This window comes from Collinsella sp. LCP21S3_D3 (genome assembly GCF_052118305.1).
Classification (GTDB): Bacteria; Actinomycetota; Coriobacteriia; order Coriobacteriales; family Coriobacteriaceae; genus Collinsella.
In genome coordinates, this window is the sequence record NZ_JBQKHK010000001.1 from 129,279 (window position 1) to 145,384 (window position 16,106).

General features: G+C 59.8%; 11 protein-coding genes. 5 read left to right on the plus strand and 6 right to left on the minus strand.

Translation table 11 applies throughout. The features are described 5' to 3' along the window. Nucleotides 1-102: 102 nt before the first annotated feature. Nucleotides 103-5,007, plus strand: a complete 4,905-nt coding sequence (locus ACTQ1S_RS00555; protein ID WP_441546800.1) for an InlB B-repeat-containing protein — start codon at nt 103-105, stop codon at nt 5,005-5,007. A 9-nt stretch (nt 5,008-5,016) separates the two neighbouring features. Continuing rightward, nucleotides 5,017-5,907 (plus strand): DUF4430 domain-containing protein, encoded by an 891-nt coding sequence (locus ACTQ1S_RS00560; protein WP_441546801.1) that lies wholly within the window; start codon nt 5,017-5,019, stop codon nt 5,905-5,907. A 158-nt stretch (nt 5,908-6,065) separates the two neighbouring features. Here ACTQ1S_RS00560 and ACTQ1S_RS00565 read toward each other — a convergent pair whose 3' ends face one another. From ACTQ1S_RS00565 to ACTQ1S_RS00575, 3 genes are all read right to left on the minus strand, one after another. Beyond that, a complete protein-coding gene (locus tag ACTQ1S_RS00565; protein ID WP_370450581.1) occupies nt 6,066-6,473 on the minus strand; it encodes a GtrA family protein in 408 nt (135 codons plus the stop codon). A gap of 220 nt (nt 6,474-6,693) precedes the next feature. Further along, nucleotides 6,694-7,089 (minus strand): GtrA family protein, encoded by a 396-nt coding sequence (locus ACTQ1S_RS00570; RefSeq protein WP_427728966.1) that lies wholly within the window; start codon nt 7,087-7,089, stop codon nt 6,694-6,696. 78 nt (nt 7,090-7,167) lie between these two features. Then, nucleotides 7,168-9,084, minus strand: coding sequence for a fructose-1,6-bisphosphatase (locus ACTQ1S_RS00575; protein WP_441546802.1), 1,917 nt, complete (start codon nt 9,082-9,084; stop codon nt 7,168-7,170). 318 nt (nt 9,085-9,402) lie between these two features. Here ACTQ1S_RS00575 and ACTQ1S_RS00580 point away from each other — a divergent pair, with 318 nt between their 5' ends. Continuing rightward, a complete protein-coding gene (locus ACTQ1S_RS00580; RefSeq protein WP_427728969.1) occupies nt 9,403-10,293 on the plus strand; it encodes a DegV family protein in 891 nt (296 codons plus the stop codon). Between the two features lie 107 nt (nt 10,294-10,400). Here the strand turns inward: ACTQ1S_RS00580 and ACTQ1S_RS00585 are convergent, their stop codons facing one another. Beyond that, nucleotides 10,401-11,492 carry a hypothetical protein gene (locus tag ACTQ1S_RS00585; protein ID WP_441063467.1) on the minus strand — a complete coding sequence of 364 codons (1,092 nt, stop codon included), beginning with the start codon at nt 11,490-11,492 and terminating at the stop codon, nt 10,401-10,403. A gap of 190 nt (nt 11,493-11,682) precedes the next feature. Between ACTQ1S_RS00585 and ACTQ1S_RS00590 the strand changes: the two genes are divergently transcribed. Further along, entirely contained in the window at nt 11,683-11,853 is a 171-nt protein-coding gene (locus ACTQ1S_RS00590; protein ID WP_441014875.1) for a hypothetical protein, read from the plus strand. A 21-nt stretch (nt 11,854-11,874) separates the two neighbouring features. Here ACTQ1S_RS00590 and ACTQ1S_RS00595 read toward each other — a convergent pair whose 3' ends face one another. Then, a complete protein-coding gene (locus ACTQ1S_RS00595; RefSeq protein ID WP_441546803.1) occupies nt 11,875-12,978 on the minus strand; it encodes an RsmB/NOP family class I SAM-dependent RNA methyltransferase in 1,104 nt (367 codons plus the stop codon). Between the two features lie 151 nt (nt 12,979-13,129). Continuing rightward, the gene (locus ACTQ1S_RS00600) at nt 13,130-15,280 is read right to left on the minus strand and encodes a class I tRNA ligase family protein (RefSeq protein WP_441546804.1); all 2,151 of its coding nucleotides are present in this window, start codon (nt 15,278-15,280) and stop codon (nt 13,130-13,132) included. Nucleotides 15,281-15,412: 132 nt separating this feature from the next. Here ACTQ1S_RS00600 and ACTQ1S_RS00605 point away from each other — a divergent pair, with 132 nt between their 5' ends. After that, nucleotides 15,413-15,982 carry a DUF3267 domain-containing protein gene (locus ACTQ1S_RS00605; RefSeq protein WP_441031447.1) on the plus strand — a complete coding sequence of 190 codons (570 nt, stop codon included), beginning with the start codon at nt 15,413-15,415 and terminating at the stop codon, nt 15,980-15,982. Nucleotides 15,983-16,106: the final 124 nt, after the last annotated feature.

The following is a 16,106-nucleotide window of genomic DNA, read 5'->3' on the forward strand; positions in this document are numbered from 1 at the left end:
TGGAGGGAAGGGGGGACCCCGATGGGGGTACTCGAGCGCAATGTGCGCGATGACGTGGGGCAGCCGCTGGGCAATGCTCCAAGTGTAGACAGTAGGAGACAAATGGATATGTTTGAGGACGAGTGCCAGCGCGCCTCGTGGCGTCGTCATGGAGCGATTGCCCGCGGCATAGCCAAGCGCGGTCTGGTGGCGTTCCTGGCTTTTGCCATGGCTTTTGGCACCACGCCGGCGCAACTTTGGGCCGAGGGCACCGAGGGCATTGCCGAGTCTGTGGCTCAGGCTGCGACGGGCGGCGAGGGCGCGGCGGCCGACGAGGGCGTTGCCGCCGGCGCCGACGCGAACAGCGCGCCGGCGAGCGATTCTGCCGATGGTTCTGCTGGAAATGCTGCTGGCGGCGATAGCGCGACGGCTGGTGATGCTGTCAATACAGAGGGTTCGGCTGCGCCGGTATCCGTCGCTTCCGAGCAGGGCGATGCGTCCGACTCCGTCGCCGTTTCCGCACGTTCGGCATATGTGACCGTTAACTCGGCTGAAATTGTTGATGCTGACGGCAACGGGCTTGCCTCTGGCAGCGGTATCGCCAAGGTTGGCGATACCGTTAAGGTCGCAGCTTATTACAAGGACGAGTTCGGCGAAGACGAGGAGATTCTCTCCTCAGAGTACGACCAGCTGGGCTATCAGTGGTATGTCGGCAATAGCCAGTCTGCCGCTCCGACAGCGTCGGGCTACACCGCTATCGAAGGCGCAACTGCTCGTGATCTCAAGTTGACCTCCAATCTTGCCGGCAAGTATGTCGCATGCCGTGTTACGTATGGCGCCGGCGACTACGAGTTCACGGCAAGCCTCAAGTATCCCGTAGAGGCTCCTGCCGAACCCGAAGCCCTCAAGTCTGATGAGGCGAAGAAGCTGGACGAGGCGGTTGCGAAGCTCAAGGCCGATGGCTATTCAGGCTGGTACCCCAATCCATCCCAGGGAACCGATACCAACATCTGCTCCATGCTTTTGGCGAAGCTTGCCAACTTAGGCTACTCGGATATCAAGGTTTCGCTTGCGGGCGTAACCTATGGCGGCCGCGATCCCAAGCAGGATGGTGGCATCGCGGATGATGGAAAGATCTCCTATTTCTTCCTGTCTCCTGCAGATAAGACTTCCGCGCTTGATTACTCGCTGCTTCGCCAGTTTACGCCGACGTATACGCTGACGCTTGGCTCCGCGAGCGTGTCGTATACGCCCGGTCGCGCATCGACGCTCGCATGGGATGGTGGCAAGGTCATCGCCTATCTTAAGGCGGCATGGGCTCATGCTGAGGGTCTGCCCGACGAGATTGAGGCGGGCGTCACGCAGGGAACGCTTCCCGGCTCAATCAGCATCAACGGTATAAAGGTTGCTTCTATTGACTGGATGAGTCTTGATGACTCTGTTGCCAAGGTGAATTCCAGCTACGGCGATCCGACGGTTACGTATACCCACGGTATGACCGACCAGATTGCTTGGCTCACGGCTACGCTCTCGCTGGCGGTTCCTGGCTACAATAATGCCCCGTCAAACGGGACGGCTTATCTTGTCACCTATACCGTCAAGGCGAAAACTCAGGAGCAGATCGATGCCGAAAAGGCCGAGCTGTCAGCTGCGCTTGACCGCATTGTGCTCAAGGATTTCGCTACCCAAAAGGTAATCGATGCCAATGCCGTTGAGGGCGACATCCAGCTGCCCCGTCGTTCTGGTATCGACGCTCCATCCGGCGCCAAGCTCTCCTATGCATCGAACGATGAGGCTGTTGCGAAGGTCAACGGCTACCGCGTGGTCGTTACCCGCGATATCGAAGGCGTCTCGAATGAAGTAGTTATTACGGCTACGCTTGCCAAGGACGGCATAACCGTAACGCGCGACATCGTCATCAAGGTTAAGCCCATCGACGATTCCGAGATTGACCAAGCTGTGGCATTTATGCAGCAGGTCAAGGATGCCTACGCAAAGTCTCTGCTCGGCGATAACGCTTCGGTTGACGCGGTTACCGAGAATCTGTCGACCTTTGCCGAGGCGGTGCCTACGGCAGACGGCGGCATCGAGTACCGCAAGGGTAAGGACAGCAAGCTGTCCGGCGTTGTGGCAGCAGACCTTCCTGGATACGACGCGATGTCGGGGAACGACTGGCGCACGTATCGTACGAGCGACACCTCGGTCATCTCGAACGAAAATCTAAAGGTGACGCGCCCCAAGGCCGATACCCTTGTTACGGTCGAGAGCAACCTGACGTACGCCAAGTACGAATCTCTGGCGAAGGCGCATCCCGAGAACGCTAAGCTGCAGAGCCTCATTAACCAGAGCGTTAAGGCGACGTATCGCGTTGTTGGTACGGTCGATCATTCCGACCCCAAGATTTCCGTTGCCTTTAAGCTCGTTGGTATCGACGCCGACGGCAACGACGAGGTTTGGGCCGATTCCGCCAAGAGTGTCGTTTACGGCTCGACTGCCGGCGATGTGATTGAAGACGCTCTAAAGGGCATGACCCATACCGCGACCGGTGTGGGCACGGCGAGTTACTATCTGAGTGATATCACTTCGGCGGATGGTCGCAAGCTGGGCTGGGATGTGTCGACAGGCAGGTACTGGCAGCTGTTTGTTAACGGGAAGGCGCCTGAGGTCGGCGCCGGCCAGGTTCACCTCGCCCCCGGCGATAGCGTCGTGCTCTACTATTCCGCTTTTGGTACCAGTCTTGACGAGATTGGGCAGGCTAAAGTCAAGGCCTCGTTGAGTCTGATTGGTCCTGATGCTAACGAGAAGACTTCGGTCTGGTACTCCTTCAACGACGCGAAGCTCCAGAGCGGTGCGACGGCTGCCGACCTGACGTCGATGGCGCTGAAGGCTTCGGGCCTTGGGTACGAGCTGAAGACGCCGGAGAAGGACGGCTACTTCCTCCTGGAGAGCATTACGTCGACCGACGGTCGAAAGCTGGGTTCGAATGAGGCGACGGGTCGCTATTGGCAGCTCTACGTCAATGGCGAATATTCCAAGGTTGGTGCCGACCAGGCTGTGCTCAAGCCCGGCGACGACATCCAGTATGTCTACGCGTCCGATAGTGAAAAACCGCTTGACGGCGTAGTTTTGAACCCGAGCGCCGCACGTCCCAACTGGGACAGCGATTGGCCTGGTTATACGAGCGCCAACAAGGTAACCGATGCTCCTGTGCCCACGAAGGACGCCGAGGCAAAATGGGTGAGCGAGCTCAAGGGCTCGAGCGAATGGAGCAAGGGTATTTCCGACCCGCTGCTGGTCGGTGACTACCTCTACGTGGCCGTTGGCTCCAAACTGCTAAAGAAGAATGTCGATACGGGTGAGACTGTTGCCGAATCGCCTTTGGCGGCAAAGATCGATTCGACCTCGCGTATGGTATACGCCGACGGCGTGATACTCGTGCCGCTTTCGAGCGGTCGTCTGCAGGCGCTGACGGTTGATGCCCTGGCGACGGTTTGGGTAACCGATGAGTTGCCTGCTGGTCCCGATGGTGCCCAGCAGTCTCTTGCGTCCATTACGGTTCGTGACGGCTTTGCTTACTTTGGGACGGCATCGGCCAGCTGGTCCGACTCGAGCGACGGCTACCTGCTCTGCGTGCGCATCTCCGATGGCAAGGTTATGTGGCAGCATAAGAACGAGAACAGCAAGGGCTACTACTGGGCCGGCTTGGCGTTCTCGGGCAATTATGGCGTCATCGCAGATGATTCCGGTACGGTGAGCACGGTCGACCCCGAAACTGGAAAGACCGTTGCGTCGCTCAAAATTGCCGAGCGCGTGCGCACGACGGTGCTGGTCGATGGGTCAATCGCTTATGTTGTAAGTGCCGATGGCGTTTTGCATAAGCTTTTGGTTGGAACGGACGGAGCGCTTTCTGAGCTCGGCAAGGTTTCGTTTGGCAGCAGCTCGACCTCGACGCCGGTGTTGGTCAACGGCAAAATTGTGGTCGGAGGCGCATCGACCGAGTCCTTTATGGGCGGCTATCAGAACAAGTACACGTACTACTACGGTCAGCTTGCAGTGATTGATGCCGAGACGCTTGCCGTGGACTATTCCATTTGCAAGGCGGACGGTAGCTATATTCGTCAGGGGGCTTCGGGCGGCGGTGATGTAAAGTCGCAGCCGGTCGTTTCTGTCCAGAATGGCGAGACGTACGTCTACTTTACGTCTAACAACAACCCGGGCGGCATCTATCGCTACCGTATTGGCGACGACGAGGCCGAGCTGCTTTATACGCCCGCGGCGGGCGACCAGCAGTACTGCATGGCTTCTATTTCGGTCGGATCCGATGGCTCACTCTACTATGTCAATGACTCGGGCAAGCTGTTTGCTGTCAAGGGTAATGGCCAAAGGGTCAAACGCTATACTGTGACGTTCGACGCCAACGGTAAGGATGCGGCGATGCCCGATTCTCAACGCGTGAAGGAAGGCAAAGCGGTGACGGAGCCCTCGACTAAGCCGCAGTGCAAGGGCTACACCTTTGCCGGTTGGTACACCGATGCTGCCTGCACCAAGGCGTATGACTTTAGCGCTGCGGTGACGGCCGACATGACGCTCTACGCTAAGTGGACCAAGAATGCCGTTACCCCTGGCGGCAACGGTGACTCTGGCTCCAATAGCGGCAATGGCGGATCCAATGGCGGTTCGGGTAATGCCGGTGCTGGTTCTGGCTCCGGTAACGGCACAAATGGCCAGCAGACTGGCGGTGCTGTTTCGCCTGGGCAGAAGCCGGTGTCGTCGACCACGACCGAGACCAAGGACGGCAAGGATTCCAAGAAGGATTCCGACAAGTCCGACAAGAAGGACAGCAAGAAGTCTGATAAGAAGTCCAGCTCCAAGTCCGATACGGGCTCGGCTGCCGCGACTACCGCTAAGAAGTCCGCTGAGGCTCCGGCACAGCAGTCTGGCTTCAACCCGCTCGCCATTGTCGGCGTAGCGGCCGGCGTGATCGGGCTTGCGGTCATTGGCGTGTTCGTGTTTACCAAGCGCCGGTAGGTGAGAGCTGTGTCCAATAAACCTCAGGATGCCGACTCCAAGCAACCCGACTCGTCGTTCATTCAGCTCGACGATGCTAAGCAAAAGGGCGCCGCCTCGGCGGCGTCCGCCTCTCGGCGCAAGGCGCTGCTTGGCTCTCTGACGGCCGTCTGCATCGCACTGATTGTCGTCTCACTGGGCTTTGTTCACCCTTCCGCCAGCGGCGCCTGGTCCATCGATTGGATCGCTCGGGCCGTGGCGGGGAGGAGCGTTGCCGACTCTGGCTCTATTGCCTCTCGCAAGACGGAGACAGCGGGCTCCTCGTCTTCTGACGCTGTGGACTCCGAGTCCAAGGATTCGAATGAATCGGATTCCAAGGACGCTTCCGAGTCTTCGGACGAGAAGTCAGACAAGGATTCGAAAGAGAAGAAGTCCGAAGACAAGGGCGGCAAGAAGTCCAACAACGCGTCTGCCGGACAGGGCTCCGAATCCGCTGGTGGATCGAGTTCTTCAAACGGCTCCTCTTCGGGCGGCGGCTCGGTGTCTGGCGGTGGGTCTGCATCCAACGGCGACAGCGCCTCTGCTGGCAATCAGGGCAGCTCGCAGCAGCCTGGCTACATTACTGTGACGGTCTCTGTGACGTCGAGTGCCGTGGGTAACCCGGTGTCTTCTGGCGGTACGTTCACCTTCAACGAGGGCGCTACCCCCTACGATGCTTTGTGCGCACTGGGCCTTTCCGTAAATGCGCACGGCTCATCGTACGGCACGTATGTCGCCGCTATCGGTGGTTTGGCCGAGAAGGAGCACGGTGGTACAAGCGGCTGGATGTACTCCGTTAACGGTGTGACGCCCAACACGGCGTGCAGCAACTACGTTCTCTCCAATGGCGACAGCGTGGTCTGGTATTACGTAACGGGTTAAATGCCTTGACATAACACGCCAAACGGGCGGTTCGGACCAACATCCGAGCCGCCCGTTTTTATGCGAATGGGGCTGGGCCGCCGGGTCTCTCTGCAAACAAAAAACCGGTTGGAACGAGAATTCCAACCGGTTGCGAATGCAAGGGTATGTTGGGCCGTCTACGACCGTGCGCCTTCGAGGAAAAAGCGACGGCTAAAGTAGTTGTACCAGGTGACCAGGAACGTGGCGATGGCCTTCATGGCCTGGTAGCCGATGCTCAAAAACGTGACGCCCACAAACATGTACAGGTCGTTGAGGCCCAGACCGATCACCGACAGGATGGTAAAGATCGTGAACTCGCGCTTACGGCTCATGCCCTCGCGATGGTCGAACACGTACTTCATGCTGAGCCAGTAGTTAACCACGACGGACGTGGTAAACGAGACCGTCGTGCTCATCAAAAAGTCGAGGTGGAACAGCTCGACGAGCGCAATAAGCATGCCCCAGTCGACGCCAAAGGAGATAAGACCCACGACAGCGAACTTGAGGAACTGCTTGGTATGAGGTTGTGCCAGCGCGTTGCGCACGTAATCACATCCAATGCGTTGATGAATCGAGCAACGAGATACTTTAGAGCTTTTGCATGGCAAACGTAAGGTCTTTGGCAAGAACTATACGAACTCGCCAAATATTCAAGTGGAAATCCGCAAACGCTGCAAATCTTCCCGTAAACGAGCAAGGCCCACGAATAAACAGCGCTCGACGCGCGTCATCCGCAGGTCCCCGTAGTGCAACGAGGAGGCCGAGCTATTTGGTCTGCTCGCCCTCTAGGAAGATCTTTCGCGTTACAAAGTTGTAGACCATGACGAGTGCGGTAGCGCAAATCTTGGCGATATTGGCCTCGAGGCCCAGGCCGGCGTTGAGGGCAAGCACGATGCCGTCGTTGAGCGCCAGGCCAATAACGGATAGCACGACAAAGATGATGAACTCGCGGCGGCGGCTCATGCCCTCCTTGTGTGCAAACACGTACTTCATGCTCGCGACGTAGTTAAAGATGAGCGAGACGATAAAACCGCTGGTGTTGGCGATCAAGATGTTGAGGCCCAGGCCGTAGTGGAGCAGATTCATGATGCCAAAGTCGATGACGGTGGCAACGACGCCGACGACGCCAAACTTTATGATCTGCGCAAGGAGCTTTTGCATGGTACCTGCCTTAGGGTGGCGCCGGGGCGCCGCGGGGATGACAAACCCAGCAAGTTTAACCAATCCCCGTAGGCGGGGCTAGGCGCGCTCCTCGATAGCACCGTTTCTATATGCATCGAGGAGTTGGCGCAGGTCTTGGATCTGACTGCGAATCTTGACGCCGGTATCGGTGTCGCTCACCATGCGGCGCCGGTCGGCCTCGTCAAAGCGGTTGGTCTCGCTCTCGATATCGACATTGCGGGTGAGCGCCTCGGCAACGCTGGTAAAGGCCTGGTGCGACTTAAGGCGGCATCCGCGCGAGCTCGAGATGAGCGTGTAACCGGCGATGCCCGTTTTGGGGTGGTAGGCGCGACAGAAACCGCCGTCGATGACCAGCAACTTTCCGTTGGCGCGGATGGGCTGCTCGCCCTTGGTGGTCTTGACGGGCGTATGGCCGTTGATGATATGGCCCGTCGGCGAGCAAGCCATGGGGGCGACGCCAAACTCGCGCATGATGTCGTCGCAAACGGACGAGGACGTGGTGAGCGTGTAGTACGGGTCCATCGGCTCGACCCACGTGCTCTTGTCGGCAATGTAGGCGCGCTCGAAGGTGCGCACCACGCGTCCGCTGGCGGGTGAGTTAAAGCCGATCCACAGGTACCACATCCAGTCGAGGGCATCGCGGTCGCCGACGCGCCAGGCGCGACGAGCGATATAGTCGCAAAAATCAAAATAATCGCGGCCGGCGTGCCAGGTACCCAGGCAGTTCATGCTGCTAAAGGTGCCGTCTTCGTTGAGCGGTACGCAGCCGTGGAACAGCAGATTGCCGTTGGCGACCTTATACATGGAGCCGTGGGTATAGAGGAAATCGATGTGGCGATGCAGATGATCGGCGGTGACAAACTCGGACACGAGCTTGTCTATGATGTGCTGCTCCTCGGGCGTGAGCGTGTAGGGGTCCGCCGGATCGACGGTGGGGAAGTCGTTAGTCGTGAGCGGCCACACGCTGCCGTCGGCGAGGGTGACCGTGCCGGCATCGTGATCGACCTTGTCGAGCAGTAGACGGTCGGCCATGTCGAACTCGGGGTGGCGCTGGATAATCTGGCCCTCGAGCTTAAAGAGCAGAACGTTGATGGCTTTGATGAGCGGGCTGATGGGCTCGCCGGCGGTATAGGTGGCGTTGGCAAAGGCGACAAGCTCGCGCAGCGAGATGCCGTAGTCGTTCTCGAGAATCTCGTAGTTGTCGTAGCGCAGGTTGTTGCGTAGCACCGTGGCGATGCAGGCGGGCTCGCCGGCAGCAGCGCCCATCCACAACAGGTCGTGATTGCCCCACTGAATATCGAGCGAATGATAGGTGAGCAGGCGGTCCATAATCTTGGCCGCGCCGCCGCCGCGGTCGAAGATGTCGCCCACCAAGTGCAGGTGGTCGACGGCGAGGCGCTTGATGAGCGAGGCGAGCGACTCGATAAAGTCGTCGGCGCTGGCGGTCTCCAAAATGGATTCGATAATACGCTCGTGATAACGCACGCGGTAGTTGTTCTCGTCCGGATGCGTGTGCAGCAGCTCGTCGATGATGTAGGCGTAATCGCGCGGGATGGCCTTACGTACCTTGGAGCGGGTGTAGCGGCTCGAAAGCGAGCGGGCAACCACAATGAGCTGGTTGAGCATGGTCTTGTACCAGGTGGGCGAGTCCTCGTGCCGGCTGCGGACCAGATCGATCTTCTCGCGCGGGTAGTAGATGAGCGTGCACAGCTCGCCCTTTTCGTTAAAGGAGAGCGTGTCGCCAAAGATTTCGTCGACATGCTCGCGCACGACGCCCGAGCAGTTGTTGAGGATGTGCATAAAGGCTTCGTACTCGCCATGCACATCGCTCATAAAATGCTCGGTGCCCTTGGGCAGGTTGAGGATGGCCGAGAGGTTGATGATCTCGGTGAATGCGGATTGCTCGGTGGGGAACTGTCTCGACAGCAGGCGCAGATACTTGAAGTCTTGCGGATTGCGATCGAATGCGACCATGAAACACCTTCCGATGTGGTTGGTAAAACTGATAAACAGCGTCAAACGTTTATCAGTATGCGCTGCTTTTGTTTCGATTGGGGTTAGGAGATTGAATTGTTGGCCGAACGGTTTGCTAAATCGATTTAGTTGAGGTAGATATGGCGGTTGAGTGGAGACGTAGGGTCGTTTTTGCAGGCGCATACCTCCGGGATCGCTAGAGATGATGACGGTAAAGATGTTCACTACCTTTGGTTCAATTTGGTAAATAACGGACATTTGTACCGTATTCACGCATGCTGTGCGATAATTTGCGCAGCGATGAGTAAGGAGCCTCATATGAGTGATTTTGTCCTGACCTGTGAATCCGCCGCCGATCGAACCCGTGAGTTCTTTGCGTCGCGCAATATTCCTGTCGTGTGTTTTCATTACGAGATCGACGATGTTGTCTATACGGACGATCTGTATCAGTCGATTACGCCGGACGAGTTTTTTGCTCAGATTGCCGCGGGCGCCATGCCCAAGACGTCTCAGGTGAGCGTGGGTGAGTACGAGGAGTTTTGGGAGCCGTTTGTTGCCGAGGGTAAAGACGTGCTGCACCTGACGTTGTCGTCGGGTATTTCGGGCACGTATGGATCGGCCTGCGTTGCGGCGCAGATGCTCGCGGATCGCTATCCCCAGGGCGGCAAGGTGCGCGTCATCGATTCGCTGGCGGCGTCTTCGGGCCTTGGCCTGCTGGCGGAATGTGCCGCCGACGTTCGCGATGGCGGCGCTTCGCTCGACGAGACGGCCGCTTGGATTGAGGAGCATAAGCTCAACCTGCACCACTGGTTCTTCTCGACCGATCTGTCGAGCTACCTGCGCGGCGGTCGCATTTCGGCTGCGAGCGCGATCATCGGCACGGCACTCAAGATTTGCCCGCTTATGACGGTCGATTGCGAAGGTGAGCTGGCGCCGCGTGAGAAGATTCGCACCAAGAAGCGTGCGATTTCCGAGATGGCTAAGACCATGATGGCACACGTGCAGGGCGGTGCGGATTATTCGGGTAAGTGCATCATGTCGCACTCGGCGTGTCGCGAGGATGCCGAGGCAGTTGCGGCGCTGATAGAGGAACAGATTCCGCAGCTTAAAGGCAAGATTGAGATTAATGACATCGGTACTCTGATTGGCTCGCATACCGGACCTGGTACGGTGGCGCTCTTCTTTATGGGCGACAAGCGCGTGGACTAACGTTTGTGGGCTGGCTGACGGTTTTAACGGCTACGCCTGTCCTCCTGACATTTGATAACAGAAAAAGGCCCGTCCCGTTGTTTGCGGGGCGGGCCTTGCTGTTGCGGCTAGCGTTTCTTTCCACGGAAGAAGAAACCGTGTAGCGAGGGCTTGAGTCCGCGGTTGGCGCGACGCTCCTCGATATGATCGTGGATCGAGGCGACGCGCTCGATGACCTCGTCGGGAATCGGCACGTCGGGATTCATGTTCTCGACCTGGCTGATCTCGGCGGCGGCGACCTGGTCGATAATGGGCACATCGTCGCGCGAGATGACAGGCGTGGCGTCTTCCTTCATCTTGCGGTAGCGCTCCATCATGTCGGTTTGCAGCTGCTGGGCCGAAGGCGGCGTCCAGATGATAGCGTTGGCGCCGGCGGCGATGGTTTCGCGGATGCTCTCGGGCGTCTTGCCACCCGGTGCGATGAGCGGCAGGCTGGGATAGTGTTCTCGCAGCTCGCGTAGGACCTGGGGTGTGTTTTTGCCGGCGGCGATGTTGAGGATCTTGGCCCCGGCGCGCACCTTGGCGTGGGCATCGTCATCGCAGCGAACGACCGTGGCGATGACGGGGATGTCGGCGATGTTGGTGATGTGCTCGACCATCTCGGCGGTAGCGGGGGAGTTGACCACGCAGCCCGCCGCGCCTTGCATCTCGGAGACGGCCGCCATCTGCACGGAGCGCTTACCGGTGGTGGTACCGCCGCCAACGCCCACAAAGACCGGGCACTCGGCAACAGTCAGCAGCGCCTGCGTAATGGCGGGCTGCGGCGTGAAGGGGTAGACGGCAAACACGGCGTCGGCATTGGAGTTGCGGATGACCGCCACGTCGGTGGTGTAGATGAGCGATTTGATGCGGCGTCCAAAGAGCGTAAAGCCGCTGGCCTCCTCGATCTCATCGGGCATGCGGAGGGCCGCCTTGCGCAGGCGCCCATCGATGGGCAGCGGCTCCATGGGCAAAAGGCCGCTGGGGGTTACGGCCACCTGGGGCTCGGTAAATTCGTCCGCAAGCTCAACCTCTGAGAAATCGACCGAGGCGACGATGTCCTCGTGAACCTCGGCGGGAACATCGATGGGGGCTTGGTCGTTCGTCGCGGCGGGCGTGTCGAAGGAGCTGGTGGCGACAAAAGCGTCAACACGCTCGTTCAAATCGTTGAGAGAATCCATTGCGGTCCGTTTCTATAATGTGCGGTCGGCAGTGTGCGACCGGCGCTACGTTGCTAAAACGTTTGACGAGTTGATTTTTCCCCGCCGCGCCATCCGTTAGACTGAAGGGCCGCGAACGTGAAGGAGCTGTGGTGGCGGGAATCGAGGTGCTATCTTGGATGTCCCGTATACAAAAGAGAGGTGACGCGGTATGGAAATCTCGACATTATTGGGCTCGATTGGCCTATGCGTGGGCGCAATCGTAGCCGCCGCGGTCATCTACTTTGTGGTTACGGCCATTAAGGGCAAAAGAGCCGAGCGCAAGGAACGCGAGGCACTTAAGCAGCACCGTGACCAGCAGGACAAGCGCGTACGGAGATAGCTTGTTGAGTTGGTCCGTGCGCTAGCTGCGTTTTCGGATCAGAGCGATGTAGAAGCCCTCAAAGTCGCGGCTGGGCGGGATGGTCAGCGTGCCGGGCATGCCGTTGGCGACGGTCGAGACGTGGCCGGTGGCGATGGCCTCGGTGAGGGCGTTGCTCTCGACGCGTGGCTCTTCGCCAGCTTCCTGGGCGCGACGCGTTTCACTTTCGCTCGGCGTGCCGTCGAGGGGGATGAGCTCGCAGTCCATGTGTTTGTCGAGGGCCTCTTGCAGGGCGTCCTCGTTTTCCTGCGGCAAGATCGAACAAGTGGAATAGACGAGCGTGCCGCCTGGCTTGAGGGCGCCCATGGCGCGGTCCAGAAGCGCGCGCTGAGAGCGGGCGCACTTGCAGAGCAGCTGCTCGGTCAGGCCGCGCAGGCTTTTCTCGTTGCCGCTGATGGCGGTGCCCGTGCCGGTGCAGGGGGCGTCGAGCAGGATGCGGTCAAAGCGGAAGAACTCGTCAAGCTCGCGTGCGTCGGTGCGCATGACGGGCACGTTTTTGGCGCCCTGGCGGCCCAAGTTGGCCTCGAGCTTTTCGGCGCGGGGAATGCTCATCTCGCAGGCGGTGAGGTGCGCCTGTCCCTGGGTGAGGGCGGCGATCTGCGTCGTCTTGCCGCCGGGGGCCGCGCACATGTCCAGGATATCCTCGCCGGCCTGAGCGCCCAGCACCAAAGGAGGCATCATGGACGACAGGCTCTGCAGATAGATTTTGCCGTTGCGGTAGATGTCGAGATCCCACAGATCGGATACCTGGGCCTCGGGCAGGATGAAAGCGTCCGGGTACCAGGCAACGGTTTGGTGGGCGATGCCGGCTGCGTCGAGCGCGGCGGCGATGTCCTCGGCGGTCGCCTTGAGCGTGTTGGCACGCAGCGTGACCGGGCGTGTCGCCGCGGCGCCAAAGCCCTCGATCATGAGCTCGGCATCGGCAGGCGCATAGGCGCCGGCGACCGTGTCGATCATAAAGCGCGGCAGGTCGGCGGCGGAGTGTTGGGCGGCAAGCTGGTCGGAAAGCTCGGTAGCGGCAAACTGCCTAAGCTTGAGCTCGGGCTTAACCTGCTTTTTCTGCTTACGACGACGCGGCTTGGACATCCGTCTTTCCTTCCCATTCCATTAAAAGTAGTCAATTTAGGACGGGGCTATTTTAGCTGCCCGTCCGTTTCGGCAGGCGTTGCAGTTAAATTTGGGACGGGGTAGCTAAAATAGCCCCGTCCCAAATTGACTAGTCTGCCTTGGCGTTTGTCTAGTACTGGCTCTCGTGCTTGCTGAAGAAGTCGAAGCGCGGGGGCAGCGGCTTCACGCGGTGCTCGCCGGGCTCCTCGCCCAGGCTCTCCACAAACTCATCCGTGGAGGCAAAGATGTTATCCCAGCTAAAGAAGGCGACCGGATCAACGTCGAAGTACTCGCAGATGAGCTCGCAGCCGGCCGGCACAATACCGTGCATGAGCACGGTCGCCACGCGCAGCTCGGTAAAGGCGTCGACCAGTGCCTGCGTCATTGCGGCGTTTGCCTCGCCACCCTCGAGCTTGTTGGCAGCCTTGGAGGCGTCGCTCCAGCGCTTGTTGGCGGCACGCAGGTAGTCGTCGCACACGGCGAGCGCGCGGTGCGTCTCGAACTTGTACATGGCCTGCTCAAAGGCGAGAGCTGCCTGCTCGGCGGCTTCGACCACGGTGGCGGAGGCGGCACCGGCGGGGATGCAGCCGTTGCGGTAGGGGCTCTCGTCGCCCTCCTTGACGGCGACGCCGTAGAAGCAGCTGCGGGCCAGGCGGTTGAACACGCCGGTCAAAAGCGCGCTCTCCTTAAGGGCCGGGTCGATAACGCGCTTGTCGTCGCAGGCGCGCACCTCGTTGCCGTCCTTGTCCTTGCCGGTCACGCGTGTGTCATATGCCTTGGGGCTAAAGCTCACCGGCTTCTCGGACAGGCCGAGCGACAGCCAATGCGCACGCATCTGCTCGCAGGTGTAGTGGTTGAGCAGGTCGTCTGCCGGCGGGGGAGGCGTCTGCGAGGACGAGCTGGCTTTTTTGCCCATGTAGAGCAGGTGATAGCAGGCGCTGACGGTGCTCTGCGTGAGGTTCCAACCCAGGGCCTCCCACATGGCGGTCTGCGCGATGCAGTAGAAGTAGATGTTGTCCTGACCGATAAACTGGTAGATCTGTGCGTCGTCCGAGCACCACCAGTCGCGCCAGTCGAGCGAGCTGTGCTGGTAGGTGGGCGCGGGGACCTGCGTGGAATCGGCGGCGGGCTCGCCCATAAGGGCGGCGTCCTGGGCGGCGACGCCCTCGGTCACGCCGGCGGCGCGGGCATCGCGGGCGAGCACGGTGCGGGTGTAGCTGATGGGCGCCCACAGGCTCTCGGGCCAGCACCAGCAGGTGACATCGGTCACGCCATCGACCTCGGGCACCGGAACGCCCCAGTCGATGTTGCCGGTGATGCGGAAGGGCACGAGCGCCTTGCCGCTACGGAAGCGCACGCCGCCGTTGGCGAGCACCGCGTGGGCGTCGTCGCGCTCCTTCCAGCTGGGGAAGGTGACGGTAAAACTGCTCTTGTTGCCCTCGGGCTCCAGCACGGTGTGCTCGGGAAGCTGATCCTCGACGGCGTCGAAGGCCTCGCGGAACTTGTTCTGGATGTAGAGCTGTGCCGGCAGCAGCCACTCTTCCATGGTCTTGGAGACCACGGAGCGAACCTGCGGGTTCTGGGCGAGCTTGGCGGTGTAGGTCTTCATAAAGTCGAGGTAGGCGGGCAGGTCGAAGTAGAGGTTGTCGACCGGGCGCAGCTCGGGCACCTCGCCGGTGAGCTGGCTCTTGGGCGCGATGAGCTCCTCGGGCTCAAACTGGTGGCCCAGGTCGCACTCGTCGGCATAAGCCTTCTCGGACTTGCAGCCTTGGATGGGGCAGCGGCCGATGGCCTGGCGACCGTTGAGGAACGTGCCGGCCTTGGCGTCGTAGAACTGCAGGGTAGAGCGCTTGGAGATGGTGCCCTGCTCGTGCAGGCGCTCGATAATCTCGGCGGTCACCTTGTTGTGAATCTGGGCCGCCGGCTCAAGGCCCGAGCCGCCGTAGATGTCGCAGCTGATGTTGTAGTTGTTGAGGGTCGCGGCCTGGCGGGAGTGATTGGACTCGACATACTCGCTAATGGACTTATCGTAGCCCTCGTTCTCCTTGAGCTTGCGGTAGCTCTCCATGATGGGCGAGCCATAGCAGTCGGTGCCCGAGGTGAAGATGACGTTCTCGCGGCCCAGGCGGTCGCGCAGGAAGCGGGCGAAGAAGTCGGCCGGAACAAAGACGCCGCCAACGTGGCCAAAGTGAAGACCCTTGTTGCCATAGGGCTCGCCGGCGGTGACGATGGCGCGGCGAGGCCAGTTGGGACGGTCGTTCATGGAGTATTTGGATGCCATGGGACTCCTTCGCATATGGTGAGAGCGTGGCCGGGCGCGGGGCTCGGCGACGCGGTGGTCAATTCGTGCATATCGTTCGACATTATCGCACATGCGGACGGGTACGTGGCAGGGGCGCTATCCTAAGATGCTATGAATGAGATTTCCAACATACATGCGTTTGAAGACGAGGATTTCCTGCACGCTTGCTTTGTGTGGGGGATGGCCGTGCTTGGCGCATTTGCCGTGTGCCTGGTGCCGGTGTTTATGCTGCTGGGTGGGCCCGCGGACTTGGATGCGGCTGACGCGGGTGGCTGGACGGCTGTCTTGGGCTGGATAGTCGGCTTGGCTGCGGTTTCGGCGGCGTCATTTGCCGTGCACGAGTTGGTGCACGGCGTGTTCTTTAAGCTGTTTGCGCCCGCCGGTGCGCACGTGACCTTTGGGGCGAACCTCGAGACGTGCATGATTTACGCCTGCGCCGAGGGCGTGGTGTATTCGCGCCGGCGGTACGTGGCAGTTTGTCTGGCGCCGACGGTTGTCGTGACGACAGCGTTTACCCTGGGGTTTGCGTTTTCGGGCTATCCGCTGCTGTGCTACCTGGCAGCCGGCTTGCATTTGTCGGGCTGTGTGGGCGACTGGTATTACGTGCGGACCATTTTGCGCGACCGCCGCATTGTCGCCTGCGAGGACACGTCCTTTGGCGTGCGCTTTTTTGGTCAGTAGTCTTTTTGGGACGGGGCTATTTTTAGTCTTTTTGGGACGGGGCTATTTTGACTACTTTTTGGAGATGGGTATTTTTGACTGCTTTATGTCAAAAGTAGTCAAAATAGCCCCGTCCCAAAAAGAC

Bases quoted from the DNA above. Each gene is read 5' to 3' on its own strand.
- ACTQ1S_RS00590 (WP_441014875.1), top strand. From the start codon at position 11,683: ATGGAAATCTCGACATTATTGGGCTCGATTGGCCTATGCGTGGGCGCA.
- ACTQ1S_RS00580 (WP_427728969.1), top strand. From the start codon at position 9,403: ATGAGTGATTTTGTCCTGACCTGTGAATCCGCCGCCGATCGAACCCGT.
- ACTQ1S_RS00595 (WP_441546803.1), bottom strand. From the start codon at position 12,978: ATGTCCAAGCCGCGTCGTCGTAAGCAGAAAAAGCAGGTTAAGCCCGAG.
- ACTQ1S_RS00570 (WP_427728966.1), bottom strand. From the start codon at position 7,089: ATGCAAAAGCTCCTTGCGCAGATCATAAAGTTTGGCGTCGTCGGCGTC.
- ACTQ1S_RS00575 (WP_441546802.1), bottom strand. From the start codon at position 9,084: ATGGTCGCATTCGATCGCAATCCGCAAGACTTCAAGTATCTGCGCCTG.
- ACTQ1S_RS00600 (WP_441546804.1), bottom strand. From the start codon at position 15,280: ATGGCATCCAAATACTCCATGAACGACCGTCCCAACTGGCCTCGCCGC.
- ACTQ1S_RS00555 (WP_441546800.1), top strand. From the start codon at position 103: ATGGATATGTTTGAGGACGAGTGCCAGCGCGCCTCGTGGCGTCGTCAT.
- ACTQ1S_RS00585 (WP_441063467.1), bottom strand. From the start codon at position 11,492: ATGGATTCTCTCAACGATTTGAACGAGCGTGTTGACGCTTTTGTCGCC.
- ACTQ1S_RS00605 (WP_441031447.1), top strand. From the start codon at position 15,413: ATGAATGAGATTTCCAACATACATGCGTTTGAAGACGAGGATTTCCTG.